Source organism: Aureimonas sp. AU4 (assembly GCF_001463765.1).
GTDB lineage: Bacteria > Pseudomonadota > Alphaproteobacteria > Rhizobiales > Rhizobiaceae > Aureimonas.
The window spans coordinates 17,496-43,869 of sequence record NZ_BBWK01000004.1; the positions used below are offsets into that span (position 1 = coordinate 17,496).

Genomic DNA, 26,374 nt, shown 5'->3' on the forward strand with positions numbered 1-26,374 from the left:
GGCGGCCTCAGCGCACCTCCATCCGCAGCGTCCGCTCCACGATGCGCGAAAAGGCCTGAAGGCGAGCCTCCGGTCGCTCGCCCACCAGACCGGCTAGATCGCGCGGGATTGCGAGCGTGAAACCGCCGCGCGGGTCGTGGACCCAGCGCAGGCGGCCGAGCACACCCGGCATCGCAGCGGTGAGGAGGTAGGTCACGCGGAAGAGCGAGGCCAGGACGCGCGCCAGATGCAGCGAGCGCGTGTCGATCGCCTGACCCAGAATGTTCAGCGCCACCGGATCGAACTCGCCCTCGTATCGATAGTAGTTGGCGAGCCCGAGATAGGCGCGGCCCGCATGATCGACGGCGGGAAAGTTCGCGTTGACGATGATCGACATGCTCTGGCGACCGCGATAGTCTGGGTGCGCGCGCCAGGAGATGTCCGTGAGAAGGCAGGCCGCGCGCCTGAGGCGCGCCTCGTCCAGCGTCTCTGCGATGCCCAGGGTCGTGAACGTCCGGTTCGTCCACTCCACCAGTTCCTCATTGTGACGCGGCGAGCGCGAGCGCAGGATCGAAAGCTCGTGCGCCGCCTCGATCAGCGGGTCCTTGGCCTTCTCCTCGTCCGACAGGCGCGAGTGGAGGTAACCCTCCCGCACGCCGTAGGCCGACAGGACGATCTCGGACGGCTTGAGATGCTGGATGACCGCCTGCATGGCGACGGCACCGAAGGCCAAAAGCTGCCGGCGGGAACGCGAGACCGCAGAGATGCCCGGCAGCTTGTCGGGGTCGCTCTTCACGACCGCCGCCAGAAAGTCCGACGCTTCCGCCGCCTTCACCGTATAGCCGTGCATCACGTGGAGCGGGTATCCCGTCTGCTCCATGTGCAATCGGAAGAGGTTGCGCCAGGTTCCTCCCACGGCGAAGAAGGGGCGGCCGGCGGCGAGCGGGCCGAAGCCCGAGGCGACCACGTGGCTGTCGGCGATGGCCCGGGCCTTGGCCGGATCGTTGCCGGACAGGTCCTGCAGCCGCAGCCCGCCGAGCGGCATGGTGATGCCCTGCCCGATTGCGCCGTTGCTGATCTCGACAATCTCGAGGCTGCCGCCGCCGAGATCTCCCGCAAAGCCGCTCGGCGCATGGAAGCCCGCCATCACGCCCTCGGCCGCAAAGCGCGCCTCGTCGGCGCCGGACAGGATCGTGATCGGGCAGCCGATCGCCTCTTCCGCCGCCCGGATGAAGTCGGGACCGTTGGTCGCCTCGCGGGCGGCGGCGGTCGCGATCGGATGCACCTCGCCGACGCCCGACTGGCGACACAGGACGCGAAAACGCGTCAGCGCGCCGATGGCGCTCGCCACCGCCTTGTCGTCGAGGCGATTGGTCTGCGCGAGGCCCCGGCCGAGGCCGCTCAGCACCTTTTCGTTGAAGAGGATGGTGGGCGCCCGGCTGTTGCCCTCGTAGATGACGAGGCGCACCGAGTTCGAGCCGATATCCACCACCGCGACCGGAACCCGGTCGCGGATTCGCCCCTGGGCGTCTGCGTCAATCGAAGCGGGAATGCTCGGCACGCTGTCGGGCGATGAGCTTTGGTGCATTCGATTTCAGGGCCTTCCCTCGTCCCGAGAGGCTCGGGTTGGTCATGAAGTAGCGCTGAGCGTTGAACGGCATCTCCCCTTCCGAGGGGGTGATGCGGCGCGAGGTGCCGTCCGACAGCAACGACCAGCTCTGCTGATTGTCGAGAATGTTGGCGAGCATGATCTGCGAGAGCACCTGGCTGTGAACCGTCGGGGTCGTGATGGGCACCATCGTCTCCACCCGGCGATCGAGGTTCCGCGGCATCATGTCGGCCGAGCCCATGTAGACGAGAGCCTTTTCCGAAGGCAACCCGTGCCCGGCGCCGAAGCAGAAGATGCGGCTATGCTCGAGGAAGCGGCCGATGATCGACTTGACGCGGATGTTGTCGGACAGGCCCGGCACGCGCGGCTTCAGGCAGCAGATGCCACGCACCACAAGGTCGATCTCGACCCCCGCCTGGCTCGCCCGGTACAGCGCGTCGATGATCTCGCTGTCGACCAGCGAGTTCATCTTCATCCAGATCTGGCCGGGACGCCCCGCCTTCTCGTGGGCGATCTCCTCCTCGATGTGCTGGAGGATGCGTCGGCGCAGCGTCAGCGGCGAGACCGCCAGCTTGCGCAGCGTCGAGGGCTCGGCGTAGCCGGTGATGTAGTTGAAGATGATCGAGACGTCGTGCGCGATGTCGGGATCGGCCGTGAAGTAGCTGAGGTCCGTGTAGATCTTGGCGGTGATCGGGTGGTAGTTGCCCGTGCCCAGGTGCACGAACGAGACGAGCTTGCCCTCCTCGCGCCGCACCACGAGGCTCATCTTGGAATGGGTCTTCTTCTCGATGAAGCCGAAGACGACCTGAACGCCGGCGCGCTCCAGGTCGCGCGCCCACTTGATGTTGGCCTCTTCGTCGAAACGGGCCTTGAGTTCCACCAGCGCCGTCACCGACTTGCCGGCCTCGGCGGCGTCGACGAGCGCTCGCACGATCGGCGAGTCATTCGAGGTGCGGTAGAGCGTCTGCTTGATGGCGACGACGTTGGGGTCGAGCGCCGCCTGCCGCAGGAACTGCACCACCACGTCGAAGCTCTCGTAAGGGTGGTGGATGACGATGTCCTTCTCGCGGATCGCGGCGAAGCAGTCGCCGTTATGCTCGCGGATGCGCTCGGGAAAGCGCGGGATGTAGGACGAGAACTTCAGGTCGTCGCGCGGCACGCGGACGATCTGCGAGACGGAATCGAGCGCCAGCATCCCGTCCATGACAGAGACGCGGTTCTCCGACACGTTGAGTTCGCCGGCCACGAAGTTGCGCAGGCCCTCAGGCATGACGTGGTCGAACTCGATCCGGATGACGCGTCCCCGGCGCCGCCGCTTCAGAGCCGTCTCGAACAGGCGGACGAGATCCTCCGCCTCCTCCTCGACCTCGATGTCCGAGTCGCGGATGATGCGGAACGTGCCCTGCCCGCGCACGCGGTAGCCGGGGAAGAGGCGCGAGATGAAGAGCGCGACGACGCTCTCCAGCGGCACGAAGCGAGCCTGGCCCGAATCCGTCACGGGCATCTCGATGAAGCGCTGCAGCGCGGTCGGCAGGCGCAGAAGCGCGTTCATGCGCTGCGAGTCGCGCTCGCGCTCCAGCGCGAAGGCCATCGAGAAGCCGAGGTTCGGAATGAACGGGAACGGGTGCGCCGGGTCCACCGAAAGCGGGGTCAGGACCGGGAAGATGGCGTCGTCGAAGTGCTTCTCGAGCCAGGCGCGGTCGTGCTTCTTGAGCTCGCCCGCGCCCACGATCAGGATGTTCTCGGCCTTCAATGCCTTCACGAGCTCGGCCAGCGAAGCCTGCTGGGCGACCTGCAGCGCCTCCACCTCGGCGAGGATGAGGTTCAGTTGCTCCTGCGGCAGGAGGCCGTCGTCGGACCGAATTTCCAGCTTCGCGCGCACCTGGCCCGCAAGGCCAGCGACACGCACCATGAAGAACTCGTCGAGATTCCCGGCCGAGATCGAAAGGAAGCGAACGCGCTCGAGCAGCGGATGCGCGGTGTTCTCGGATTCCTCCAGGACGCGTCGGTTGAACTGCAGCCAGGAGATCTCGCGGTTGACGTAGCGGTCCGGCGGAAGGTCGGGCGCGGCGGGCGGCGCGACCTCCGGCGCAGGCGCGGCCGGCACGGCGCCGATCGCCTCCATCAGCGGCTGGTCGAGATCGGGCACGGCCTCCGGCAGATCGATGCGGACCGCGAGCTCTCCGTCCGGGGCGATGGTCGCGGGGGCGTCCGCGGCCGGGGTTTCGGCAGCGCGGCGGCGGCTCGCGGAACGGGCGGGCTTCTTTTCTTCGCTGACGGTCTCGCTCACGATCGCATCGCCTCCTGTCTGTCGTGGTCGCGCGGGACTAGACGACGGACGCGATCCTTTCATGACGGCCGGGGACTTTCCACGGACATCTCGTCGAGAACTCGCTTCAGAAGCGGTCGCGACGGCCGCTCGCGGGCCGCAAGGGTCGCCAGGTCGAGCCGGCGCACAAGTTCGGCGGCGCCGTCCAGCGAGCGATCCATGCGCCGCAGCGCGAAGTCGAGAAGGCGCGGGTCGAGTTCGAGCTGCCGGTCCGCCGCCAGCTTCATGAGAACGCCGACGAGAAGGTCGTCGTCGGGCGCCGTCATCTCGAGGACGGTCGCCGCCCGCAGGCGCGACAGGAGATCGGGCGTGCGCAGGCGCAGGGCGGCCGGGCGAACGCGCGAGGTAAGCATGACGAAGCCGTTGCCGAGCCGGGCCGCGTTCACGAGCGCGAAGAGGTCCTCCTCGGCATAGGGCAGCCGATCGACATCCTCGATCACCACCCCAAAGGGCGGCTCGGGCAGCGCCTCCCCGGGGAGGAAGGGCGCGGCGCCCGACTGATCCTGCCAGGCGCAGGCGAGGTGCGTCTTGCCGGAGCCCTTGGGTCCGACCACCATCACGACGGGATGGGGCCATTCCGGCCAGGCGTCCACGGCGCCGACCGCGAAGGCGTTGGCCTCGGACACGACGAGATCGTCGCGGGCGAGCGAGGGCCGGGAGCCGAGATCGAGCGGCAGCTGCTGGGCGCGGGCTTGGGTCAATCGCGTCGGGGCCCCGGTTCGAGCTGGTTACGCAGGGCGGTCTCGGACCGCTCGCTTTCCAGCGCCCGTCCGGCCGGGGTCACCTCGAGAGGTCGCCCGTAGTACATTTCGCTACCCATGTATTGATGAATTGCAAACCGTACGAGAACACCCACAGCCGCGGCGGCCGGCACCGCGATCAGAAGGCCGACGAATCCGAAGATCGCGCCGAAGGCGAAGAGCGCGAACATCAGCCAGACCGGGTGCAGGCCGACCGAGGCGCCGACGAGCTTGGGCTGCAGGATGTTCCCTTCCACGAACTGCCCCGTGAAGAAGACGCCGAGCGTCGCCGCGACCCAGACCCAGTCGGGCGAGAACTGGACCAGCGCGACGCCGAGCGCGATCACGAGGCCCACCGCCGAGCCGACATAGGGAATGAAGGAGATGAGCCCCGCGAAGAAGCCGATCAGCAGCCCGAAGTTCAGTCCCACCAGCGTCAGCCCGACGGCATAGTAGGTGCCGAGGATGAGGCAGACCGACCCCTGCCCGCGCACGAAACCCGCGACCGAGCGGTCGATGTCGCGCGCGAGCCGCCGCACCGTCGTCACGTACTGGCGCGGCACCATCGCATCGACCGACGCGATCATCCGGTCCCAGTCGAGCAGGAGATAGAAGGCGACGACCGGCGTGACGACGAAGAGCGACACGAAGTTCACGAGCGCGAGGCTCGAGGTCCAGAGCGAGGCGACAAAGCCCGTCACGAATCCCGAGAGCTGGCGCACGACGGCCTGGAAATCCTGCTGCAGGGTCTGCTCGCTTCCCTCCACGAAGCGCGAGAGCGGACCGTTGCGCAGGTCGATCGCGAGCTCCTGCAACCGCCCGAGATACTGTGGCAAGCGCTCGACGAAACTAGAGATCTGCCCGCTGATCACGGGTACCAGGATCAGGAGCACAAGGATGAAGATGACGATGAAGGCGACGAGGATCACGATGCTGGCGAGCAGCCGCGAGAGGCCTCGCCGCTCCAGCCAGTCGGCGATCGGGTCGAGGAAGTAGGCCATCACCATGCCCAGCACGAAGGGCAGGAGGATGCCGCGGAAGATCCAGAGGCAGACGACCAGAAGTCCGGCCGACAGGCTCCAGAACAGGATCTGGCGCTGGAGGAGTCGGCTGCGGTCTCGGCTCGTCATGCGGGTGCTCCAGCCGCGACGCCGCCCGTTCGTCGGGCGCGGGCGTTGCAGCATGCGAGATAGGCAGGGGGGTGCGGGCTGGTCAAGCGCGCGCCCGGATAAGGCTTGCGAGGGGTGAGCGATCATGCGAACTCGCGATTTCCCTTCGAACCGCGGCGGAGCCGACATGAGCGCTAGCGACACCAACGGGCTCACCTATGCCGATGCGGGCGTCGATATCGATGCCGGAAACGAACTGGTGCGCCGCATCAAGCCGCTTGTGCGCTCGACGCGGCGAGCCGGCGCCGACGGCGAGATCGGGGGGTTCGGCGGGTTGTTCGACCTGAAGGCCGCCGGCTTCCGGGACCCGGTCCTCGTCGCCGCCAACGACGGCGTCGGCACGAAGCTGCGCGTCGCGATCGATGCGGGGCGGCACGACACGATCGGTATCGACCTCGTCGCCATGTGCGTCAACGACCTCGTGGTCCAGGGCGCCGAGCCCCTGTTCTTCCTCGACTACTTCGCGACCGGAAAGCTCGATCCGGCGGAGGGCGAGGCGATCGTGTCGGGCATCGCGGAAGGGTGCCGGCAGGCCGGCTGCGCGCTGATCGGCGGCGAAACGGCCGAGATGCCGGGCCTCTACGCCGGTCGCGACTACGATCTGGCGGGCTTCGCGGTGGGCGCGGCCGAGCGCGGCGCCTTGCTGCCGTCCGGCGACATCGCATCGGGCGACGTGCTCCTCGGCCTCGCCTCCTCGGGCCTTCACTCCAACGGCTACTCGCTGGTTCGTCGCATCGTCGAGGCGAGCGGCGCCGCACTGGACGGGCTCGCGCCCTTCGACGCGGACGGCACGCTCGGGCAGGTGCTCCTCACGCCGACACGGATCTATGTGCGCTCGCTTCTGCGGGCGATCCGCGAGGAGGCTGGCATCAAGGCGCTCGCCCACATCACGGGCGGCGGCTTCACCGAGAACATTCCGCGCGTCCTGCCCGAGACGCTGCGCGCCGACATCGATCTGCCGGCGGTGCCGGTCCCGCCGGTCTTCGGCTGGCTGGCTCGGCAGGGCGGCGTCGCTGAGCGCGAGATGCTGCGCACCTTCAACTGCGGCATTGGCATGGTGGTGGTGGTGAGCGAGGCGAATGCCGCGGCGCTCGCTGCCCTCCTCGCGGAAGAAGGCGAGCGGGTCGTGTCGCTCGGCCGCCTCCTGCCTCGCGAGGGCGAGGCGGCGGTCACCTTCAACGGCTCCCTCGCGCTGTGAGCGCGCGCAAGCGCGTCGCGGTCCTGATCTCGGGTCGCGGCTCCAACATGCGGGCGCTGATCGACGCGGCCGCCGACCCCGCCTATCCGGCGGAGATCGTGGGCGTCCTGTCGAACCGGCCCGATGCGGGCGGTCTCGCGATGGCGGCAGAGCACGGCATCGGCACGGCGACCGTCAACCACCGCGACTTCGGCTCGCGCGAGGCCCACGAGGCGGCGCTGGTCGAGGCGATCGAGCGGTTCCAGCCGGACATCGTATGCCTTGCCGGCTACATGCGTCTTCTGACAGCCGACTTCACGGAGCGCTACGCCGGGCGGATGATCAACATCCACCCGTCCCTTCTGCCGCTCTTTCCCGGCCTGCACACGCACGAGCGCGCGCTGGAGGCGGGCATGCGCGTCCACGGCTGCACGGTGCATTTCGTCACGGCCGGCATGGACGAGGGACCTATCATCGCCCAGGCCGCGATCGCGATCGCGCCGGGCGATACGCCCGAAACGCTGTCGCAGCGGCTTCTCGCCGCCGAGCATCGCCTTTACCCGCACGCCCTGGCGCTCGTCGCGAGCGGCGCGGTTCGCTGGGCCGAAGGGCGGGCCATCGTGTCCGGCGATGCCGGCGCGAGCATCGCCGAGCCGACCATCCTCGTCTCGCCGCTCCCCGCCTGACCGCTCAGGCCGGACGCAGCCAGACCCGGTTGTCGTGAAAGGCCGCGCCGCCGAACGGCGCGGTGGGGTCCGCACCGGTCAGGACGTTGATCCCCTCCCCGTTCTCGAACGCGCCGTTCGGCCAGAGCCCCTCGTGAACGAGGACGCCTGGCTTCATGCCGTCGTCGATCCGCAGCGGGAGCACGACGTCGCCGCGTTGGTTTCCGACGCGGACGCGCTGATCCGCCGACAGACCCAGCCTTGCGGCATCGTCTGGGTGGCTGCGCAGTTCGGGCCGGCCCTCGCGCTGACGCGATCCGCTCGTCTCGGCGAAGGTCGAGTTGAGGAACTGGCGCGCCGGCGGGGTGGCGAGGCGGAAGGGGTGGCTTTCGTCGGCCTCCTCGATCAGCGGCGCATGGTCGGGAAAGCTTGGCAGGTCCACGACCGGGCCGAGCAGTCCCATCGAGAGCGGCGGCCGGTTCGGCGCCGCCATGCCGACCCAGTCCGCACGAAAGCGGAAGCGACCGTCTTTCGTGCCGAAGCCCTCGAGATAGTGCGCCTCCGGGAAGGGCGGCTGGCGGTCCTCCCAGCGTTCGCGTTCCAGCGCCTCCAGCCCGCGATAGCCCGAGCGCTTGAGCATGTCGTCGATCAGCTCGCGCTCGGTCAGGCCGAAACCGGGACGATCGGCGACGCCGAGCCGCTTCGCAAGCTGCTCGATCACGAAATGGTTCGTGCGCACGGTCTCGGGATGGTCGATGACCTTGGGCCCAAGCAGGACATGGCTCTGCCCGCCGCCCCGGTAGATGTCGTCGTACTCCATCGAGGTGGCGGCCGGCAGAACGAGGTCGGCAAGCTTTGCCGTGTCGGTCATGAACTGCTCGTGGACGCAGACGAAGAGGTCCTCGCGCATCAGGCCCCGGCGCACGAGGCGCTGCTCAGGCGCGACGTTGGCGGGGTTGGTGTTCTGCACGAGCATGGCCGTCACCGGCGGACCGCCGGCGAGCGCGCCCGGATCGCCCGTCAGCACCGCGCCGATGCGCGACTGGTCGAGGTGGCGGATCGTGGGATCTCGATAGGCGTGCCCCTCGATCAGGCTCTTGTCGAAGCCCCAGATGCCGGAGTTCGAGTGGAAGGCGCCGCCGCCCTCATGCTGCCAGTGGCCGAAGACGGTAGGAACGCTCAGGGCCGCGTGCATGGCGACCGCGCCGTTGCGCTGGCGCGAGAAGCCGTAGCCGAGGCGGAAGTAACTGCGCGGCGTGCGGCCGAGAAGAGTCGCGAAGCTCTCGATCTCGGCGATGGTGAGACCGGTGATATCAGCCGCCCATTCGGGCCCGCGCGTCGCGAGGTGCGCCTCGAGCCCCGCCGCGTCGTCGGCGAAGCGCGCGAGATAGGCGCGGTCAGCCGTCCCGTCGCGGAAGGCGACGTGCATGAGCGCGCAGGCCAGAGCGCCGTCCGTGCCCGGCCGCAGCTTCAGCGCGACATCGGCCTGACGCATCGTCGGATTGTCGTAGATGTCGATCACGACGATCGGCGCACCGCGCTCCTTTCGGGCGCGCACGGCGTGGGTCATGACGTTGACCTGCGTCGCCACCGCGTTGGTGCCCCAGATGACGACGCAGTCGGACACCGCCATCTCGCGCGGATCGACCCCGGCAAGCTTGCCGGTGCCCGCCACGAAGCCCGTCCAGGCAAGGTTCGTGCAGATCGAGTCGAACTGATTGGAGTAGCGCTTGGCGTGCCGCAGACGATGGATGCCGTCGCGCTGCACGAGGCCCATCGTACCGGCGTAGTAGTAGGGCCAGACGGTCTCGGATCCATGCCGTGCCTCGGCTTGAACGAAGCGCTCCGCCACGAGGTCCAGCGCCTCGTCCCAGGAGATCGGGCGCCATTCGCCGCCGCCCTTCTCGCCGACCCGCTGCAACGGGTGCATCAGGCGGTCGGGATGGTGGACCCGCTCGGCATAGCGCGCGACCTTCGCGCAAATGACGCCGGCGGTGTAGCTGTTCTCCTCGGCGCCGCGCACGCGTCCGATGCGCGAGGGGCCGAGCACCTCGACCTCCAGCGCGCAGGTCGACGGGCAGTCGTGCGGACAGGCCGTGAAGGCCTTGGCGGGGGCGATCTGGTTCATGCTCCGCCTATAGCGAAGCCGGCCATCCGCCGCCCATTCTTTTTGGCGATGCGATCCATCAACGCGGCGGGCGGAAGCGCGAAGCTCCCGCCCGCCGCAGGCTCAAGGGTATCAGGCTGCCTGGCCGTAGCGCGTACGCTCCTCGGGCGAGAGCGCCGGATAGTCCGTGTAGCCGTGCTCGTCGCCGCCGTAGAACGTGTCGTTGTCCCACTCGTTAAGGGGGGCTCCGAGCTGCAGACGCGCCGGGAGATCGGGGTTCGAGATGAAGAGCTTGCCGAAGCAGACGAGATCGATCTCGCCCTCGTTGAGACGCTTCAGGGCGAGTTCGTAGTCGTACTCGTTGTTGCCCATGTAGGTGCCGCCGAAGCGGGTCCGCAGCGCGTGATAGTCGAAGTGGTCCTTGTCGCGGTCGCCGCCGGTCTGCCCCTCGATCACGTGCATATAGACGATGCCGCGCTTGGCGATCTCGTCGACATAGGCGTTGAAGAGGCCCTGCTGGTCGCTTTCCGAGGAACCGCCCATCACCGTGACGGGCGAGATGCGGATGCCGACATGGCCCGCGTCCCATTCCGCGATCACGGCGTCCAGGACTTCGAGCGGGAAGCGCAGGCGGTTCTCGACCGATCCGCCGTAGCGGTCCGTGCGCTTGTTGGTGCCGTCGCGCAGGAACTGGTCGAGAAGGTAGCCATTCGCCGAGTGGACCTCGACGCCGTCGAAACCGGCGGCCCGCGCGTTGCGGGTGGCGTGGCGGTAGTCTTCGACGACGCGCGGCAGCTCGCTCTCGTCCAGCGCGCGCGGCTCGACATGCTCCTTGAAGCCCTCCTCGGTAAAGGCCTTCCCGGACGGCTTCACCGCGGACGGGGCGACCGGCAGGCCGCCGTTCGGCTGGAGGTCGGGATGCGAGATGCGCCCCACGTGCCAGAGCTGGAGGAAGATCTTGCCGCCTTCCTCGTGCACAGCGTCGGTCACGCGCTTCCAGGCGGCGACCTGCTCGTCGCTGTAGATGCCGGGCGTCCAGGCGTAGCCGCGACCCTCGACCGAGATGTTGGTCGCCTCGGAGATGATGAGGCCGGCGCCGGCGCGCTGGCGATAGTAGGTGACGTGCATGTCCTTGGGCACGCCGTCGGAGGTGGCGCGCGAGCGCGTGAGCGGTGCCATCACGGTACGGTTGGAGAGGCGGGTCGGACCCAGGTCGAACGGTTCGAAGAGCTTCGAGTCGGCCATATGGAGACGTTTCCTTCGTGATCCTGCTTCGCGGCGACGCGGGAGACGTCGCTCGCGACACGAGACGCGGGATATGGGATGGGGTTCCGGTTCCCAAAGGGGACAGGACGATTGAACGCTGCGTCGACCGAACGGGTGACGTTTCGAGGACAAGCCTTGTGAACTACCGCCACGCCTTCCATGCCGGGAACTTCGCGGATGTCGTGAAGCACGCGCTGCTCGCACGCCTGATCGAATATCTGAAGCTCAAGCCCAAGGCCTTCCGGATTCTCGACACGCATGCCGGCATCGGACGCTACGACCTGTCCGGCGACGAGGCGCGCCGCACCGGCGAGCGGGTCGAAGGCATCGACCGGCTCGTCGCTTCGCCGGTCTGGGTCGATCCGTTGCTGCGGCCTTATCGGGAGGCGGTCGAGGCGGTGCGCGCGGCGCATGGCGCCGACAGCTATCCGGGCTCGCCGCTCGTCGCACGGACCCTCATGCGACCGCAGGACCGCCTTTCGCTCTACGAATTGCACCCGGCCGATGCGCAAATCCTCCACGACGAGTTCGCGGGCGACTATCAGGTGCGCGCGACCCATCTCGACGGCTGGCTGGCGCTCGGCGCGCACCTGCCACCCAAGGAGAAGCGCGGCGTCGTCCTCATCGACCCGCCCTTCGAGGAGACGGGCGAGCACGAACGGATCGTCGAGCGCGTCGCCGCTGCCTGGCGCCGCTGGCCGGGCGGCATCTACGCGGTCTGGTATCCGGTCAAGCAGCGCGAGCGGCGCTCGGCCCTCCTATCCGGCATCCGGGAAAGCGGCCTGCGCAACGTCGTGGCGGCGGAGCTCCTCCGCGAGCCGATGGGCGCCGACGACCGCCTCGTCGGCACCGGCTTTCTCGTGGTGAATCCGCCCTGGACCTTCGCGCCGGAGGCCGAGCGCATCCTCGCCCTTCTGCGACCATTGCTCGAAACTGACCGCGGCGGATCATTCAGCGTGGAAATGCTGGTTCCCGAGTGACGCGAGTGCGATATGTTGTCGAAAAAGAGGCGGCGCCCGGGTCGTGACCGGCGCGGCCAGACGCACCGAAGGATCTCACCATGCGCCGCAGCCTCGCCGCCATTCTGGCCCTGTCGTCCCTGATGGGCAGCGCGACGATGGCGCCCGCCGCCGACTACGTGGCGGCCCCTGCCCCGGCGGTCGTCTACACGGCGCTCGTCCCGTCCTGCGAGGATCCCCGGGTCCTGGCGCAGGTCGAGGACCAGTTCGAATACGGCGTTCAGCGCACGGTGCCGGCGCAGATCGCCGTGGTGGAGTTCAGCGAGCTCTTCGAGAAGAGCTACCAGCCGCGCACCGAGCGCAAGAGGATCGAGCGCCGCTACTGCCAGGGTACCGCTCTGGTCTCGACCGGCGAGCGCCGGACGCTCTACTACGTCGTGGAGTATCCGATGGGCTTCGCCGGCGTCAGCTGGCGTGCGGAGGGCTGCATCCTCGGCTTCGACCCTTGGCGCGTCTACGGCGCGAACTGCGAATCGCTGCGCCGGTTCTGACGTCCGATGCGTCTGCTCGGCTCCCGCCCCTCGCCCTTCACGTCGAAGGTCCGCATGGCCGCCGCGATCTGCGGCATCGACCTGGAACTCGTGCCGACCGACACGGCGGAGGAAGGATCGACGCTGATCGGCAGCAATCCGATCGGCAAGATTCCCGCGCTGATCCTCGACGACGGCTCGACGCTCTATGACAGCCGAGTCATCTGCGAGTGGCTGGACCGCTCAAGCGGCAACCTCCTCATTCCCCAGGGTCTGGCGGAATGGTCGCACGCCAAGCGCATCGAGGCGCTGGCGGACGGCATGGCGGAAGCCGCGATGATGACACTCTACGAAGTGCGCTACCGTCCCGAGGAGAAGCGGCACCAGCCCTGGGTGGACAAGCAGTGGCGACGTGCGCACCGCTCGCTCGACGCGCTGGGCCGGGAGGTCGAAACGCTCGGCGATATGCCGAACCTCGCGCATATCGCGGTGGCATCCGATCTCGGCTGGCTCGACCTTCGCTATTCCAGCGTGTTTCGCGACCGTCACGCCGCGCTCGCGCAATGGATGGACGACTTCTACGCGACCCATCCGCACCTTGCGGCACGCCGCCCGGCCGCCTGACGCCCGGCCGCGCCGGGCCAGCGCTCAGAACTTGAGGGCGAGGCCGGCGCGGATGGAGTGCTCGTCGAAGCCGGACGACACCGAGACGTTTCCGAGATCGTAGTTCTTGGAGTCGAAGTCGGAGTATCGATACTCGACGCGGGACGTCACGCCCTTGGCGACCTGCGCCTCGACGCCGGCGCCCACCGTGAAGCCGACATGGGTGTTGTCGTCCTCGAAGCCGCCGAGGCTCATCTTCTGGTTGGACAGAGCGACGCCGCCGGTGGCGAACAGAAGGATCGGGTCCATCGCGATGCCGACCCGCGCCCGCAGCGAACCAAAGGCCGTCGAGTTGGCGGAGATCGGAACGCCGGTCGCGTAGTTGAAACCACCGGCATCGACATCGGACGCGCCGGCATCGATCTCCGCGCCGTAGACGAGGCGGTCCGTCTGAAGGTTGTAGCCGGCATAGACGCCGCCGACGGCACCCTCGCCGTCGATCGAAGCAGCGCCCTTGGTATCGAAGTTCGCGAAGTTGTAGCCGACGAAGCCGCCGGCATAGGGGCCGGACCACGTGTAGACGTCCGGAGCGATCGGCGCCGACGGGTCGGGAAGCACGGCGTCGGCCGACAGCGCCGCGGTCGCCGCAAGCGGCACCAGAGCCATCGCAACCATCATGACGCGCCGAACGCTCATCGGATCCTCGATCTCGGGGCCGGCCTGTGCCCGCCCATTCGTTTCGCGAACGCCCGGTACCCTGCCCGGTTCCCGCCATACCGGCACGGACCCGGCGGACGGTGCGAAGGGATCGTCGCTCGCCCCTCCAGCTAAGATCGCACCCCGCATTTTGCCAATTGCAGCGGGGTGACACTCACGGGATTCTTCCCATATGTGACCGACTGCCCCGGTCGGCCCGCCCGCCTTTCTCATGCCCCATTCGCTCCCGCTTTCGCGGCGGCATGAAGCATGAAGAAAGAATGAACGGCGCGACGGTTTCCCTGGCCGAGGCTTGGCGTCTGCGCCGCCGGCCTCGCGGCCGCTCGGCGCGGGCGCTCGCACCCCGCATGCCCCGTCAGGACGAGATGACCGACGAAACCGCCATCGATTTCGAGGACGAGCCGGAGGACCTGGATGGCGAGGAAGCCGAAGCGGCCGCCGAGCCCAGTCCCCTCCTGGCCGCGATCGAGTGGGACAATGGCGGTCGCGACGTCGACCAGACGCTGGTCGGCGCAGAGCTGATCCTCGCCTTCCAGCGCCAGTTGCCCAACAGCCCCGGCGTCTATCGCATGTTCGACGAGGCGAACGAGGTCCTCTACGTCGGCAAGGCGAAGTCGCTGAAGAAGCGCGTGGCGAGCTACACGCGCATGGCCGGGCACACGAACCGCATCGCGCGCATGATCCGCGCGACGCGCCACATGGAGTTCGTCACCACCCGCACCGAGACCGAGGCGCTCCTTCTGGAAGCCAACCTCATCAAGCGTCTGCGGCCCCGCTTCAACGTCCTGATGCGGGACGACAAGTCGTTTCCCTACATCCTCGTCTCGGACGACCACGAGGCGCCGGCGGTCTTCAAGCACCGCGGAGCGCGCTCGCGGAAGGGCAGCTACTTCGGCCCCTTCGCCTCGGGCGGAGCCGTGGGCCGAACGGTCGCCTCGCTACAGCGCGCCTTTCTTCTGCGCACCTGCACCGACAGCGTCTACGAGACGCGCACGCGTCCCTGCCTCCTCTACCAGATCAAGCGATGCTCGGGCCCCTGCACGCGCGAAATCAGTCTGGAGGACTACGCGGGCCTCGTCTCGGACGCGAAGGCCTTCCTGTCCGGTAAGTCGGCGCAAGTGAAGCGCGCGATCGCCGAGGCGATGCAGGAAGCCTCGATGGACCTCGACTTCGAGCGCGCGGCCGTGTTCCGCGACCGGCTCTCGGCGCTCGCCCATATCCAGGGGCACCAGGGCATCAACCCGCACGGGGTCGAGGAGGCGGACGTCTTCGCGATTCATCAGGAAGGCGGGTTGACCTGCATCCAGGTCTTCTTCTTCCGCACCAACCAGAACTGGGGCAACCGGGCCTACTTCCCCAAGGCCGACCCGTCGCTGGAGCCCGGCGAGGTGCTGGGCGCCTTCCTCGCGCAGTTCTACGAGGACAAGCCGGCGGCCAGCCTCGTGCTGCTGCCGGTGGAGATCGAGGACGCCGCGATCCTCGCCGAACTCCTGTCGACGCGCGCCGAGCGGCGCGTCGAGATCGCGGTGCCCAAGCGGGGCGAAAAGCGCGATCTGGTCGACCACGCGACGTCGAACGCGCGCGAGGCCCTCGGCCGTCGCCTGGCCGAGACGTCGTCGCAGGCGCGCCTGCTGGCCGGCCTCAAGGAAACCTTCGCGCTGGAGCGCGTGCCGCGCCGCATCGAGGTCTTCGACAACTCGCACATCATGGGCACGGCCGCCGTCGGCGCGATGATCGTCGCGGGTCCTCAAGGGTTTGCGAAGAGCCAGTACCGCAAGTTCAACATCAAGGGTCAGGACATCACGCCGGGTGACGACTTCGGCATGATGCGCGAGGTCATGACCCGCCGCTTCTCGCGTCTCATCAAGGAGGAAGGCGCGACCGGCCCTGCCCCGGATCGGCCGCCGGCCGACCCCGAGGCGCCGGAAGAGGTCGCAGACGAGGCGGACATGCCGGCCTGGCCCGACCTCGTCCTCGTGGACGGCGGCAAGGGGCAGATCTCGGCCGTTCGCAAGATTCTCGGCGACCTCGGCATCGCCGACAAGGTGACGACGATCGGCGTCGCGAAGGGCGTCGACCGCGACGCGGGCCGCGAGCGCTTCATCGTCGAGGGACGCGAGCCCTTCTCGCTGCCGCCGCGCGACCCCGTGCTCTATTTCGTCCAGCGACTGCGGGACGAGGCCCACCGCTTCGCGATCGGCACGCACCGCGCCAAGCGCAAGAAGGAACTCGTCAAGAACCCGCTCGACGAGATCGGCGGGATCGGCCCCTCGCGCAAGCGCGCGCTCCTGCACCATTTCGGAACGGCCAAGGCCGTGTCGCGCGCGGCGATGGACGATCTTCTCAAGGTCGAGGGGATCTCCGCCGCGATGGCGCGGACGATCTACGATCATTTCCACGAGCGCCAGTAACGGCAATCCCCGCTTTCGCACCGCTCTTGCCGGTCCCGCTGTTGACGCGGGCGCGGCGGGCGCGTTTGAACAGCGGATCAACTGATCGTTCCGTTACGCGGTTCGGTCGCCGGCCTTCTCAAGAACCGGACCCACCGCATGGCCACCAGACGGGCGCTGAACATCCCGAACCTTCTCACCTACGCGCGCATCGTGGCCGTGCCGCTGGTGGTTCTCTGCTTCTTCGTGGAAGGGAAGCTGCACGGCTCCGAGACCGCCCGCTGGTGGGCTCTCGGCCTGTTCGTGGTGGCCAGCGTCACGGACTGGCTCGACGGCTACCTCGCCCGCGCCTGGCAGCAGACATCGACGATCGGGCGCATGCTCGACCCCATCGCCGACAAGTTGCTGGTGGCCGCCGTGCTTCTTCTTTTGGCCGCCGACGGCACGATCGCAGGATGGTCGATCTGGGCGGCGATCGTCATCCTGTGCCGCGAGATACTCGTGTCGGGCCTGCGCGAGTACCTGGCCGAGCTGAAGGTGTCGGTGCCCGTCACCCGGCTCGCCAAGTGGAAGACCGCGACGCAGATGGTGGCGCTCAGCTTCCTGCTCGCCGGCCCGGCCGGAGACCGCGTCTTCGACTTCGTGACCGAGACCGGGATCGCGCTCCTGTGGATCGCGGCCCTCATCACGCTTTACACGGGATACGATTACTTCCGTGCAGGCCTGCGCCATATCGGTGACTGAAGGGGCGCGCGATCGCCCGAACCCAACCGGAGGCGTGGCATGAAGATCGTCTATTTCGCCTGGATCCGCGAGCGGATCGGCATGGCGGAGGAGGAGGTCGTCCTTCCCGCGGGCGTCGTGACCGTCGGGGATCTCCTGCTCTGGCTGAAGGCGCAGTCCGACAACCACGCGGCGGCCCTCCAGGCGCCCGAGGTCGTGCGCGTCGCGATCGACCAGGAGCATGTCGAGCATTCCCAGCCGCTGGAGGGCGCAAAGGAAGTCGCGATCTTCCCGCCCATGACCGGGGGCTGACGTGACGGTTCTTAGCGCGGCCGTGACCGGCGGGCGAATCGACATCGCCGAGGAAACGCGCCTTGCCACTCCGCGCGGCGAGGCCGGCGCGGTCGTGACCTTTCTCGGCTTCTGCCGCGACGAGGGCGGACGTTTGGCCGCGCTGGAACTCGAGCACTATCCCGGCATGGCGGAACGCGAGATCGAGCGCATCCTGCGCGAGGCGGCCGAGCGCTGGCCGCTTCTGGCCGCGCGATGCGTCCACCGGCACGGTCGCGTGCGCCCGGGCGAGGAGATCGTGTTTCTGGCCTGCGCCTCGACGCACCGCCAAGCCGCCTTCGAGGCGGCCGAGTTCGTGATGGACTTCATGAAGACCCGCGCCCCCTTCTGGAAGCGCGAGCACCTGATCGACGGCACAGTCGGCGAATGGGTGACGGCCAAGGACACGGACGACCATTCCGCGAGCCGCTGGCACCGTCTCTAGACACGAAAACGCCGGCCCGAGGGCCGGCGTCGCGTCAGTCCGGTCGGGCTGAGATCAGCCGACGATCTCGGTCTCGGAGAACCAGTAGGCGATCTCCTGCTGCGCGGTCTCCGGCGCGTCCGAACCGTGGACCGAGTTCTCGCCGATCGACAGCGCATGCACCTTGCGGATCGTACCGTCGGCGGCCTGCGAGGGGTTGGTCGCGCCCATCAGCTCGCGGTTGCGCGAGATGGCGTTCTCGCCTTCCAGCACCTGGACGATCGTCGGGCCGGCCGACATGGACTCGACGAGTTCGCCGAAGAAGGGGCGCTCCTTGTGGACCGCGTAGAAGCCCTCGGCCTCGCGGCGGCTCATCCACACGCGCTTGGAAGCGACGACGCGCAGGCCACCCTCTTCCAGCATCTTGGTGATCGCGCCCGTCAGGTTGCGACGGGTCGCGTCGGGCTTGATCATGGAGAAGGTGCGCTCGATGGCCATGGGCTCTGTTTCCTCGTTGGAATCGTTTGGGAAGCGGGGCCGCTCTATAGCGGCGCCCCGGAGGACCGGCAAGTTCAGGCAGCGGCCGGCGTGCGACGGCCGAGGCCTTGGTGCAGGTCGAGGCACCGCTCGAACCAGTCCCGGATCGGATCGCCGGCCTCCGGCATGACGCGATAGCGCGATGCGACACGCGCCCACTGGAAGCCGCCGAATACGACGTAGTCGGCAAAGCGCGGCGTCTCGCCACCAAGGAACGGCTGCCGCTTCAGGGTGACGCGCAGCGGCTCGAGCGTCCTGTCGAAGGCGCCCGCCGCTTCGGGCGTGCGCCCCGACTGGACCTCCTCCAGCGGCTTGCCGAAGAGCGCCTCACGCCGAGCCCGGAACCAGGCCTGCCCCGCCTCGTCCTGCAGGGCGTGGATGTCGAGCACGGCGACCGAGACGAGATAGGGATGGATCGTCCGCTGCATCCAGCTCTCGACGAAGCGGGTGAGAGCCCGCCCACTCGCGCCCTCGAAGAGCATCGGCCGGTCGGGATAGCGATCGTCGAGATATTCCGCGATCGCGAAGCTGTCCTGGACCACGGTGTCGCCGTCGCGGATCAGCGGCACGGTGCGCCCCTCCCCGCCTTCCAGCGTCGCGACCTCGGGGAAGCGGACCGGCACCGCCTCGAACGGCAGCCCCTTGTGCGCCAGCGCCATGCGCGCCTTCCAGCAGTGAGGCGAGAAGGGACGCGCCGGGTCGGCGCCGACGAGATCGTAGAGCTGGATCGTCATGGCAGGCATTCCTCCGGTTTGGGCGCCCGGCCCATAGCGTTGCGCGGCCCGATCGACCAGCGCCTCGCGCCCTTGTCCCGGTGCGCGCGATCATGCGAAAAGCCGCCCATGCTGCAGATCACCGACCTTTCGGCCCGCGTTGCCGGGCGCCTTCTGATCGACCATGCCACGCTCTCGATCCCGAGCGGTACGAAGGCCGGTCTCGTGGGCCGCAACGGGGCGGGCAAGTCGACCCTCTTCCGCGTCATCACGGGCGACCTCGGCTCGGAAAGCGGCAGCGTGTCGATCCCGAAGGGCACCCGCATCGGACAGGTGGCGCAGGAGGCGCCCGGCACCGAGCAGTCGTTGCTGGAGGTCGTCCTTGCGGCGGATCTCGAGCGCGTCGCGCTGCTGGACGAGGCCGAAACCGCGAGGGACCCGGACCGCATCTCCGAGATCCACCTGCGGCTCGCGGACATCGAGAGCCACTCCGCCGAGGCGCGCGCGGCCGCGATCCTCGACGGCCTCGGCTTCGACGCTCGGGCACAGGCGCGCCCCGTATCGTCCTTCTCGGGCGGGTGGCGCATGCGCGTCGCGCTCGCGGCGGTTCTGTTCTCGCGGCCCGACCTCCTGCTTCTGGACGAGCCGACGAACTACCTCGACCTCGAGGGCACGCTTTGGCTCGAGAACTTCGTCGCGCGATACCCCTATACGGTTCTCATCATCAGCCACGACCGCGACGTCCTGAACAACGCCGTGAACGCGATCGTGCATCTCGATCAGAAGAAGCTCGTCTTCTATCGCGGCGACTACGACAGCTTCGAGCGCCAGCGCGCCGAGAAGCTGGAGCTCCTGCAGAAAGCGATCGTCAAGCAGGATGCCGCGCGCAAGCACATGGAAGCCTTCGTCGAGCGCTTCCGCGCCAAGGCCTCTAAGGCCCGGCAGGCGCAGTCTCGGCTCAAGGCGCTGGAGCGCATGAAGCCGCTCCAGGCGATCGTCGAAGAGCATGTCACGCCCTTCGTCTTTCCCGAGCCGGCCAAGGTCCTGGCCTCCCCGATCATCCGGATGGAGAACGTGTCGGTCGGCTACACGCCCGAGCGCTCGATCCTGCGCAACCTGAACCTGCGCATCGACGCCGACGACCGCATCGCGCTGCTCGGCGCCAACGGCAACGGCAAGTCGACCTTCGCCAAGCTCCTGGCCGAGCGTCTGACGGCCCAGTCGGGACAGGTGACGCGCGCACCGGGCCTCAAGATCGCGATGTTCGCGCAGCACCAGATCGACGACCTTCGGCCCTCCGAGACCGCGGTCCAGCACGTTCGACGCTTCGTGCCGGACGCGCCGGAAGCGAAGGTGCGCGCGCGCGTCGCGCGGATGGGCCTGCCGACGCAGAAGATGGACACGGTGGCAGACTCACTGTCGGGAGGCGAGAAGGCGCGCCTCCTCATGGGCCTCGCGACCATCGATTCGCCCAACGTCCTCATCCTCGACGAGCCGACGAACCACCTCGACATCGAGGCGCGCGAGAGTCTGGTCCACGCGCTCAACGACTATTCGGGCGCCGTGATCCTGATCAGCCACGACCGGCACATGGTCGAGGCGACGATGGACCGCCTCTGGATCGTGGGCGAGGGAACGGTGTCGCGCTACGACGGCGACCTGGAGGACTACAAGAAGCTCATCCTGTCGGGCGCCCGGGCGGGCGGCGGAAACCAGGGCGAGTCCGTCGAGGTCGTGGCGGCCCCGGTGATCGTTTCCAAGCAGGACCAGCGGCGCCTTGCCGCCGAGCGACGCGAGACCTTGAAGCCCCTTCGTCAAAAGATCTCGGGCCTTGAGATTCAGCTGACGCGGCTCCAGAAGACGATCGCCGATCTCGACGCGAAGCTGGCGGACCCGTCGCTCTACACCAAGGATCCGTCCAAGGCGTCGGCTCTCGCCAAGCAGAAGAGCGATGCCGAGCGCACGCTCGAAAAGGTCGAGGGCGAGTGGCTGGAGCTGACCACCGAGCATGACGCGGCGATGGCCGCCGAATAATCACGTCCGCGTTATATTGTGTGGCAACGAATCGGCTTCTACCGTCGTTCTGAAGGGCGGCGGGATCGGTCCGCCAGATCGGTCGGGAAGGATCCTGTCATGGCGCGTCGGCTCCTCGCGTCCCTGGTCTTGGCGTGTGTGGCCAGCGCCGTCGTCATGCCTCTCCACAGGCAGGCGGAGGCGAGCGGACCGCTCGTCTCGAACCAGGTCGGCTATGCCAGCGTCAACGGAATCGAGCTTTTCTTCCGCGTCTACGGCGAGGGATCTCCGCTTCTGCTGATTCACGGGGGATTGTCCGACTCCAGCGTCTGGCGCGACCAGATCGCGGCGCTGGCCGAGAACCATCAGGTGATCGTCGCCGACAGTCGCGGCCAGGGCCGCTCGACGCGCACGGCCGACCCGATCACCTACGACCTGATGGCCGACGACTACCTCAAGCTCCTCGACACGCTGGGCATCCAGAAGGCGGCTCTCGTGGGATGGAGCGACGGGGGCATCATCGGCCTGGACATCGCGATCCACCATCCCGAGCGCCTGACGCGCCTTTTCGTCCAGGCGGCCAACGCCACGCCGGACGGCGTCAAGCACTATGTCGCACCCGAGACGGTGCCCGAGCTGCGCCATTACGACGATGTGGCGGAGGAAATTCACGCGCTCTGGGCCAACGAGCCGAACTTCACGGCCGACGAGCTGGCCTCGATCACCGTGCCGACCGAGATCGTGATCGGCGACCACGACGAGGCGATCAGCCGGAAGCACACGGAATACATGGCCGAGACGATCCCCGGCGCCTCGTTGGTGATCCTGCCGGATGTCGGGCATTCGGCGCCGATCGAGGACCCGGCGGGCTACGCCACCGCCGTCCTCGAATTCCTCGATCGGGACCTCAGCTGAGGTTCAAGCCCGTTTCACCCAGCGCCGATCCTCGGTCTGCTGCCAGTAGGTGATGTCGTGGCCGGCGGCCTTCTCGGCCCGCCACCGCTCCCGGGCGATGCGAAGCTGGTGGTCGTCGTGCCCATCGAAAAGGTAGACGCCGCGCAGCGCCTCCCCCCAGCCGCTGTCGGGACTCGCCCCCTCCACTATGAAGCGCACCTGCGGCTCGTTGGCGCGCTGCATCGGATCGGTGGTGAGGAGGATCGGCTGCATCGCGGCGGCCGAAGCCGCCGCGTCGGTCGCGTGGGGAAGGAAGCTGTCCTCCCGAAAGGTCCAGAGGTGCTGATCCAAAGCGTCGCGCCGCTCGGTCGTCGCGCACTGCACGACGACCCGCCAGCCGCGCGCGAGAGAGCGCTCGAGGAGGTCGGGCAGCGCCTCCTCGAGCCGGCTTTCCGTCAGGTGGTAGAACAGGACCTCCGGCACGCCGGTCAGCGCGCCTCGTAGTGCTCGCGCACGAGACGGTCGAGGAGCCGGACGCCGAAGCCCGACGCCCAGGACTGGTTGTACTCGTTGGAGGGCGAGCCCATGGCGGTGCCCGCCACGTCGAGATGGGCCCAGGGCACGTCGTTGACGAAGCGCTGGAGGAACTGCGCCGCCGTGATCGAGCCGCCGGCCCGGCCGTTGCCGATGTTCTTGATATCGGCGAACTTGCCCTCGATCTGCTTGTCGTACTCCTTGCCGAGCGGCATGCGCCACACCTTCTCGCCCGTCGAGAGGCCGGCCGAGAGAAGCCGGTCGGCCAGCTCGTCGTTGTTGGAGAAGAGCCCGGCGTGATGGTTGCCGAGCGCCACGATGATGGCGCCCGTCAGGGTCGCGAGGTTGATCATGAAGCGCGGCTTGTAGCGCTCCTGCGTGTACCAGAGCGCATCCGCCAGAACGAGGCGGCCTTCCGCGTCGGTGTTGAGGACCTCGATCGTCGTGCCGGACATGGCCGTCACGATGTCGCCGGGCCGCTGCGCCTTGCCGTCGACGGCGTTCTCGACGAGGCCGACGACGCCGACCGCGTTGATCTTCGCCTTGCGGCCCGCCAGCGCGCGCATCAGACCGACCACGGCGGCCGAGCCGCCCATGTCGCCCTTCATGTCCTCCATGCCGGCGGCCGGCTTGATGGAGATGCCGCCGGTGTCGAAGATGACGCCCTTGCCAACGAAGGCGAGCGGCGCCTCGTCGTTGCCGGCACCGTTCCAGCGCATGATGCACAGGCGCGGCGGCATGGGCGAGCCCTGCGCGACGCCCAGCAGCGCGTGCATCTTCAGCTCGCGCATCCGGTTCTCGTCGAGAATCTCGACCTCGAGCCCGCTGTCGCGCAGAGCGGCGATGCGCGAGGCGTATTCCGTGGTCGTCAGGACGTTGGCCGGCTCGTTCACGAGGTCGCGCGCGAGGATCACGCCGGCTGACACCTCCTGCGCGATCGCGAAGGCCTTCTCCGCGCCCTCCGGGTCGCCGGTCAGGAAGGTGATCGTCGCCGCGACGTCGCCGTTCTCCTCGTCCTCACCCGGCTTGGTCTTGCGCGACTTGTAGCGATCAAAGCGGTAGCTGCGCAGGAGGACGCCGAGGCCGATGTCGGCGATCGCCTCCGCGTCGATGCCGTCCGCCCAGACAGTCGCCGTCTCGACGCCCTTGAGCTTGGCGGCGATCGTGCCGCCGAGCTTGAGGCGGTCTTCCTCGCCGGGAGCGCCCTCGCCCTTCGTGCCGAGGAGGAGAATGCGGTCGAGCCCCGATCCCGATGGAGCGACCAGTTCAGCCGCCGACAGGCTCTTGCCCTTGAACTTCGCGAGCCGCGCCGCCTTCGCGAGCCCGTCGCGCAGTTCACCCGGCAGGGCCTGCGGCAGAGTCTCGGCGCTCTCGGTCAGGACGACGAGCACGCCGCCCTGGGGCAGGTCGGGGCGCGCGAAGCGAAGGACGGGTTGCTGGGACATGTCGACTCCGAGGTCATGATGAGGCGGCGTCGACCGGAACGGAGGCGCCGATTCGAACGAGCCCGATGCGACAATGCCGAGCCCGCGAGGCCCTCATTGTCGTGTCCCGTATGCGCATTGCAAGAGTGGTGCGGCGGTTCAGAAAGCGCTAACCATGCGCGTTCGCCCTTCTTTAGCCAAGCTGACCCAGTGTAGGGAGGCGAAGGCCGAGCGTCGGCGGCTCAGGAACGGATTTGCGACACGAACGACGCATGAAGATTTTGGAACGCTACATCTTCCGCCGGGCGCTGACCTTCAGCGCGGGGGCGCTCGCCGCCCTGGTGCTGGTGGTGTGGATCGTGCAGGTCCTGCAGCGGCTCGACATCGTGCGCACGACGGCAACGGCGGCAGGCGACATCTTCTGGATCGCCCTGATGCTCATGCCCGATCTGGCGGCGGGCGTCGTGCCCTTCGCGCTCCTGATCGGCGCGATCCAGACGCTCAACACCCTGAACGCCGATTCGGAACGCGCCGTGATCGCGGCATCGGGCGGATCGCGCAAGGTGATCGCCAATCCGATCCTGCTGCTCGGAGCGCTCGCGGCGCTGATCGTCTTCGTGAACTCCAACTTCGTCGGGCCGCTCGCCTCCAGCGCCTTCCAGAACGGGGTGCGCGCGATCAACGCCGACGCAATCAGCCTCTTTCTCCAGCCCGGACGCTTCGAGCGCGTGCAGGACGGCCTGATCATGAGCATCAAGGAGGCGCGCGGACCCAACGTTCGCGGCCTCTTCCTGTCCGATACGCGCGATCCGGCGCTCGATCTCACCTACTTCGCACGCGAGGCGACGGTCGTGGAGCGCCTCGGCCAATCCTATCTCGTTCTCGACGACGGGCAGCTGCACCGTCGCGACAACAAGGACGGCGCGGTCTCGATCATCGAGTTCCAGACCTACGCGTTCGATTTGGCGAACCTGCGCCCCGTGGACGCGGGCGACTGGATCCGCATGTCGGAGCGCTCGACGCGCGAACTCCTGAACCCGGACCCGAACGATCGCGTCTACCAGCTCCACCCCAACCAGTTCACCGAGGAACTGGCACAGCGCCGCACCGACTTCCTGTATCCGATCGCCTTCGCGCTCTGGGCGCTGATCGTGGCGGGACACCCGAGGACGAACCGCCAGGGCCCGGGCGCCGCCATGATGCTGGGCCTCAGCGGCGCGCTCGTCCTCAAGGCGCTCGGCTTCGTCGCCCTGTCGATGGTCCAGGACGAGGTGCAGACGGTGTGGCTCGTCTACGCCCTTCCGATCTCGGCCATCGTCTTCGACCTGTGGCTCTACCTGCGCAACGTGAATGTCAGCGAGCTGCGCTGGGTCCGCCGGTCGAATGACGCCGTGCGCCGCTTCGGCACGTGGCTCGTGCGCTCCCTGCCGCTCGCCCCCTTCGAGGGCCGGACGCCCGGCACATGAGGCAGCGCACGCTCAGCCTCTACTTCCTTCGGCGATATCTCGTCAGCTTCGTCTCGACGCTGATCGCGGTCTACGCGCTGACCTACCTGATCGACATGATCGAGGTCAGCCGTCGGGGTTCGTCCGCGCAGATCGACTTCTCGACCATCGCGACGATCTCGGCGCTGCGCGTTCCCGCCTTCATCGAGCAGGCCTTCCCGTTCATCATCCTCTTCTCGTCGATCTTCACGCTGGTTTCCCTGAACCGGAAGATGGAGCTCGTGGTGGCACGTGCAGCGGGTGTTTCGGTCTGGCAGATCCTTGCGCCCTTCATGGCGGGTTCGATCCTCATCGGCGCGCTGGCGGTATTCGCCTACAATCCCGTCGCCTCGCTCGCCCGGGCCAAGTCTGCCGACATCGAAACGTCGATCGGCGGCGTGACCGTCGCGCCGAACGCCCGCGCTCCTTGGTTGCGACAGACGGGCAACGGGGTCGAATCGATCATCGGCGGTCGTTCCGTCTCGGACGGTGGAGCGGTGATGGGCGGCGTCACCGCCTTCATCCTCAACACTGACGGAATCGTGTCCGAGCGCATCGACGCCGCGCAGGCGCGCCTCGTGGACAGCACCTGGCGCATCGAGAACCCGACGATCACCCGCATCGGCTTTCCACCGGAGCGCCGCGACGCGGTTTCCATTCCCACGACCCTGTTGCCCGAATACATCGAGCAGCGCCTCGCCGACCCCGAAGCCATCTCGATCTGGGGCCTTTGGAGCAAAATCGGTGTCGCGCGCGCACTCGGATACAATGCCGACGCCTTCTCCATGCGCCTGCAGACCCTGATCGCCCGCCCTGCCCTTTTCGTCGCCATGACGTTGCTCGCGGGCACCGTCGCGGTGAGATATGCCCGCACGGGCCAGTCGGGCGGCCTGATCGTCAGTGGCGTCGCAGCCGGCTTCGTGCTTTACGTGATCACCTTCCTGGCCCAGGCGCTGGGAAGCAATGCCGTGATTCCGACCGTCGTTGCGGCTTGGTTTCCGGTCGTGGCGGCAGGGTTGTTCGGGACGACGATCCTGCTCCATCAAGAGGACGGGTAG

24 protein-coding genes are annotated in these 26,374 nt (G+C 68.0%); 13 read left to right on the plus strand and 11 right to left on the minus strand.

All coding sequences use genetic code 11. The annotated features are described in order from the left end of the window. Positions 1-7: 7 nt before the first annotated feature. From AUL35_RS02255 to AUL35_RS02270, 4 genes are all read right to left on the minus strand, one after another. Complete coding sequence (locus AUL35_RS02255) at positions 8-1,567, minus strand: Ppx/GppA family phosphatase (RefSeq protein WP_156417803.1); 1,560 nt, start codon at positions 1,565-1,567, stop codon at positions 8-10. Beyond that, a complete protein-coding gene (locus AUL35_RS02260) occupies positions 1,515-3,713 on the minus strand; it encodes an RNA degradosome polyphosphate kinase (protein ID WP_082666051.1) in 2,199 nt (732 codons plus the stop codon). The genes AUL35_RS02255 and AUL35_RS02260 overlap by 53 nt, the downstream gene beginning before the upstream one ends. A gap of 224 nt (positions 3,714-3,937) precedes the next feature. Beyond that, entirely contained in the window at positions 3,938-4,618 is a 681-nt protein-coding gene (locus tag AUL35_RS02265; protein ID WP_062011597.1) for a DnaA/Hda family protein, read from the minus strand. Then, on the minus strand, positions 4,615-5,787 hold the full coding sequence (locus AUL35_RS02270) for an AI-2E family transporter (protein ID WP_062011598.1): 1,173 nt from the start codon (positions 5,785-5,787) through the stop codon (positions 4,615-4,617). Before AUL35_RS02270 ends, AUL35_RS02265 begins: the two co-directional genes overlap by 4 nt. Before the next feature lie 166 nt (positions 5,788-5,953). On the opposite strand from AUL35_RS02270, the gene purM reads away from it, so the two are divergent. Both purM and purN read left to right on the plus strand, forming a co-directional pair. Then, positions 5,954-7,024: a phosphoribosylformylglycinamidine cyclo-ligase gene (gene purM / locus AUL35_RS02275; RefSeq protein WP_062011599.1), complete on the plus strand. Its 1,071-nt coding sequence runs from the start codon at positions 5,954-5,956 to the stop codon at positions 7,022-7,024. Beyond that, on the plus strand, positions 7,021-7,689 hold the full coding sequence (gene purN, locus AUL35_RS02280; RefSeq protein ID WP_082666044.1) for a phosphoribosylglycinamide formyltransferase: 669 nt from the start codon (positions 7,021-7,023) through the stop codon (positions 7,687-7,689). The genes purM and purN overlap by 4 nt, the downstream gene beginning before the upstream one ends. A gap of 4 nt (positions 7,690-7,693) precedes the next feature. Here purN and AUL35_RS02285 read toward each other — a convergent pair whose 3' ends face one another. After that, positions 7,694-9,796: a molybdopterin-dependent oxidoreductase gene (locus tag AUL35_RS02285; protein WP_062011600.1), complete on the minus strand. Its 2,103-nt coding sequence runs from the start codon at positions 9,794-9,796 to the stop codon at positions 7,694-7,696. Positions 9,797-9,907: 111 nt separating this feature from the next. Beyond that, positions 9,908-11,020, minus strand: a complete 1,113-nt coding sequence (locus AUL35_RS02290) for an alkene reductase (RefSeq protein ID WP_062011601.1) — start codon at positions 11,018-11,020, stop codon at positions 9,908-9,910. A gap of 158 nt (positions 11,021-11,178) precedes the next feature. On the opposite strand from AUL35_RS02290, the gene AUL35_RS02295 reads away from it, so the two are divergent. From AUL35_RS02295 to AUL35_RS02305, 3 genes are all read left to right on the plus strand, one after another. Further along, complete coding sequence (locus tag AUL35_RS02295; protein WP_062011604.1) at positions 11,179-12,021, plus strand: 23S rRNA (adenine(2030)-N(6))-methyltransferase RlmJ; 843 nt, start codon at positions 11,179-11,181, stop codon at positions 12,019-12,021. An 80-nt stretch (positions 12,022-12,101) separates the two neighbouring features. After that, positions 12,102-12,551 carry a hypothetical protein gene (locus tag AUL35_RS02300; RefSeq protein ID WP_062011605.1) on the plus strand — a complete coding sequence of 150 codons (450 nt, stop codon included), beginning with the start codon at positions 12,102-12,104 and terminating at the stop codon, positions 12,549-12,551. Positions 12,552-12,557: 6 nt separating this feature from the next. Continuing rightward, positions 12,558-13,154 (plus strand): glutathione S-transferase N-terminal domain-containing protein, encoded by a 597-nt coding sequence (locus AUL35_RS02305; protein ID WP_062011607.1) that lies wholly within the window; start codon positions 12,558-12,560, stop codon positions 13,152-13,154. A 24-nt stretch (positions 13,155-13,178) separates the two neighbouring features. On the opposite strand, the gene AUL35_RS02310 is transcribed toward AUL35_RS02305, so the two are convergent. Next, positions 13,179-13,829, minus strand: coding sequence for an outer membrane protein (locus AUL35_RS02310; protein WP_062011609.1), 651 nt, complete (start codon positions 13,827-13,829; stop codon positions 13,179-13,181). A gap of 368 nt (positions 13,830-14,197) precedes the next feature. Between AUL35_RS02310 and uvrC the strand changes: the two genes are divergently transcribed. The 4 genes from uvrC to AUL35_RS02330 all read left to right on the plus strand — a co-directional run bounded on the left by uvrC (position 14,198) and on the right by AUL35_RS02330 (position 17,738). Further along, a complete protein-coding gene (gene uvrC / locus AUL35_RS02315) occupies positions 14,198-16,261 on the plus strand; it encodes an excinuclease ABC subunit UvrC (RefSeq protein ID WP_062011703.1) in 2,064 nt (687 codons plus the stop codon). Positions 16,262-16,399: 138 nt separating this feature from the next. Continuing rightward, positions 16,400-16,984: a CDP-diacylglycerol--glycerol-3-phosphate 3-phosphatidyltransferase gene (pgsA, locus tag AUL35_RS02320; protein ID WP_062011611.1), complete on the plus strand. Its 585-nt coding sequence runs from the start codon at positions 16,400-16,402 to the stop codon at positions 16,982-16,984. A gap of 39 nt (positions 16,985-17,023) precedes the next feature. Beyond that, positions 17,024-17,275 carry a molybdopterin converting factor subunit 1 gene (moaD, locus tag AUL35_RS02325; protein ID WP_062011613.1) on the plus strand — a complete coding sequence of 84 codons (252 nt, stop codon included), beginning with the start codon at positions 17,024-17,026 and terminating at the stop codon, positions 17,273-17,275. A 1-nt stretch (position 17,276) separates the two neighbouring features. Further along, positions 17,277-17,738: a molybdenum cofactor biosynthesis protein MoaE gene (locus AUL35_RS02330; protein ID WP_082666045.1), complete on the plus strand. Its 462-nt coding sequence runs from the start codon at positions 17,277-17,279 to the stop codon at positions 17,736-17,738. A gap of 54 nt (positions 17,739-17,792) precedes the next feature. Here the strand turns inward: AUL35_RS02330 and ndk are convergent, their stop codons facing one another. Further along, entirely contained in the window at positions 17,793-18,215 is a 423-nt protein-coding gene (gene ndk, locus AUL35_RS02335) for a nucleoside-diphosphate kinase (protein ID WP_062011615.1), read from the minus strand. A gap of 74 nt (positions 18,216-18,289) precedes the next feature. Continuing rightward, positions 18,290-18,988, minus strand: a complete 699-nt coding sequence (locus tag AUL35_RS02340; protein ID WP_062011616.1) for a glutathione S-transferase family protein — start codon at positions 18,986-18,988, stop codon at positions 18,290-18,292. Positions 18,989-19,096: 108 nt separating this feature from the next. Between AUL35_RS02340 and AUL35_RS02345 the strand changes: the two genes are divergently transcribed. Both AUL35_RS02345 and AUL35_RS02350 read left to right on the plus strand, forming a co-directional pair. Continuing rightward, positions 19,097-21,001, plus strand: a complete 1,905-nt coding sequence (locus AUL35_RS02345) for an ABC-F family ATP-binding cassette domain-containing protein (RefSeq protein ID WP_062011618.1) — start codon at positions 19,097-19,099, stop codon at positions 20,999-21,001. 99 nt (positions 21,002-21,100) lie between these two features. Continuing rightward, a complete protein-coding gene (locus AUL35_RS02350) occupies positions 21,101-21,895 on the plus strand; it encodes an alpha/beta fold hydrolase (protein ID WP_062011620.1) in 795 nt (264 codons plus the stop codon). A gap of 3 nt (positions 21,896-21,898) precedes the next feature. Here AUL35_RS02350 and AUL35_RS02355 read toward each other — a convergent pair whose 3' ends face one another. Beyond that, entirely contained in the window at positions 21,899-22,357 is a 459-nt protein-coding gene (locus tag AUL35_RS02355; RefSeq protein ID WP_062011622.1) for a DNA polymerase III subunit chi, read from the minus strand. A 5-nt stretch (positions 22,358-22,362) separates the two neighbouring features. Next, a complete protein-coding gene (locus AUL35_RS02360) occupies positions 22,363-23,853 on the minus strand; it encodes a leucyl aminopeptidase (protein ID WP_062011624.1) in 1,491 nt (496 codons plus the stop codon). A gap of 251 nt (positions 23,854-24,104) precedes the next feature. Here AUL35_RS02360 and AUL35_RS02365 point away from each other — a divergent pair, with 251 nt between their 5' ends. Together AUL35_RS02365 and lptG are read left to right on the plus strand one after the other, a co-directional pair. Further along, a complete protein-coding gene (locus tag AUL35_RS02365) occupies positions 24,105-25,298 on the plus strand; it encodes an LptF/LptG family permease (protein WP_062011626.1) in 1,194 nt (397 codons plus the stop codon). Next, positions 25,295-26,374: an LPS export ABC transporter permease LptG gene (gene lptG / locus AUL35_RS02370; RefSeq protein ID WP_062011627.1), complete on the plus strand. Its 1,080-nt coding sequence runs from the start codon at positions 25,295-25,297 to the stop codon at positions 26,372-26,374. The genes AUL35_RS02365 and lptG overlap by 4 nt, the downstream gene beginning before the upstream one ends.

Bases quoted from the DNA above. Each gene is read 5' to 3' on its own strand.
- AUL35_RS02255 (WP_156417803.1), bottom strand. From the start codon at position 1,567: ATGCACCAAAGCTCATCGCCCGACAGCGTGCCGAGCATTCCCGCTTCG.
- AUL35_RS02260 (WP_082666051.1), bottom strand. From the start codon at position 3,713: ATGGAGGCGATCGGCGCCGTGCCGGCCGCGCCTGCGCCGGAGGTCGCG.
- AUL35_RS02270 (WP_062011598.1), bottom strand. From the start codon at position 5,787: ATGACGAGCCGAGACCGCAGCCGACTCCTCCAGCGCCAGATCCTGTTC.
- purM (WP_062011599.1), top strand. From the start codon at position 5,954: ATGAGCGCTAGCGACACCAACGGGCTCACCTATGCCGATGCGGGCGTC.
- AUL35_RS02285 (WP_062011600.1), bottom strand. From the start codon at position 9,796: ATGAACCAGATCGCCCCCGCCAAGGCCTTCACGGCCTGTCCGCACGAC.
- AUL35_RS02290 (WP_062011601.1), bottom strand. From the start codon at position 11,020: ATGGCCGACTCGAAGCTCTTCGAACCGTTCGACCTGGGTCCGACCCGC.
- AUL35_RS02300 (WP_062011605.1), top strand. From the start codon at position 12,102: ATGCGCCGCAGCCTCGCCGCCATTCTGGCCCTGTCGTCCCTGATGGGC.
- AUL35_RS02305 (WP_062011607.1), top strand. From the start codon at position 12,558: ATGCGTCTGCTCGGCTCCCGCCCCTCGCCCTTCACGTCGAAGGTCCGC.
- AUL35_RS02310 (WP_062011609.1), bottom strand. From the start codon at position 13,829: ATGAGCGTTCGGCGCGTCATGATGGTTGCGATGGCTCTGGTGCCGCTT.
- uvrC (WP_062011703.1), top strand. From the start codon at position 14,198: ATGCCCCGTCAGGACGAGATGACCGACGAAACCGCCATCGATTTCGAG.
- pgsA (WP_062011611.1), top strand. From the start codon at position 16,400: ATGGCCACCAGACGGGCGCTGAACATCCCGAACCTTCTCACCTACGCG.
- moaD (WP_062011613.1), top strand. From the start codon at position 17,024: ATGAAGATCGTCTATTTCGCCTGGATCCGCGAGCGGATCGGCATGGCG.
- ndk (WP_062011615.1), bottom strand. From the start codon at position 18,215: ATGGCCATCGAGCGCACCTTCTCCATGATCAAGCCCGACGCGACCCGT.
- AUL35_RS02340 (WP_062011616.1), bottom strand. From the start codon at position 18,988: ATGACGATCCAGCTCTACGATCTCGTCGGCGCCGACCCGGCGCGTCCC.
- AUL35_RS02345 (WP_062011618.1), top strand. From the start codon at position 19,097: ATGCTGCAGATCACCGACCTTTCGGCCCGCGTTGCCGGGCGCCTTCTG.
- AUL35_RS02350 (WP_062011620.1), top strand. From the start codon at position 21,101: ATGGCGCGTCGGCTCCTCGCGTCCCTGGTCTTGGCGTGTGTGGCCAGC.
- AUL35_RS02360 (WP_062011624.1), bottom strand. From the start codon at position 23,853: ATGTCCCAGCAACCCGTCCTTCGCTTCGCGCGCCCCGACCTGCCCCAG.
- AUL35_RS02365 (WP_062011626.1), top strand. From the start codon at position 24,105: ATGAAGATTTTGGAACGCTACATCTTCCGCCGGGCGCTGACCTTCAGC.
- lptG (WP_062011627.1), top strand. From the start codon at position 25,295: ATGAGGCAGCGCACGCTCAGCCTCTACTTCCTTCGGCGATATCTCGTC.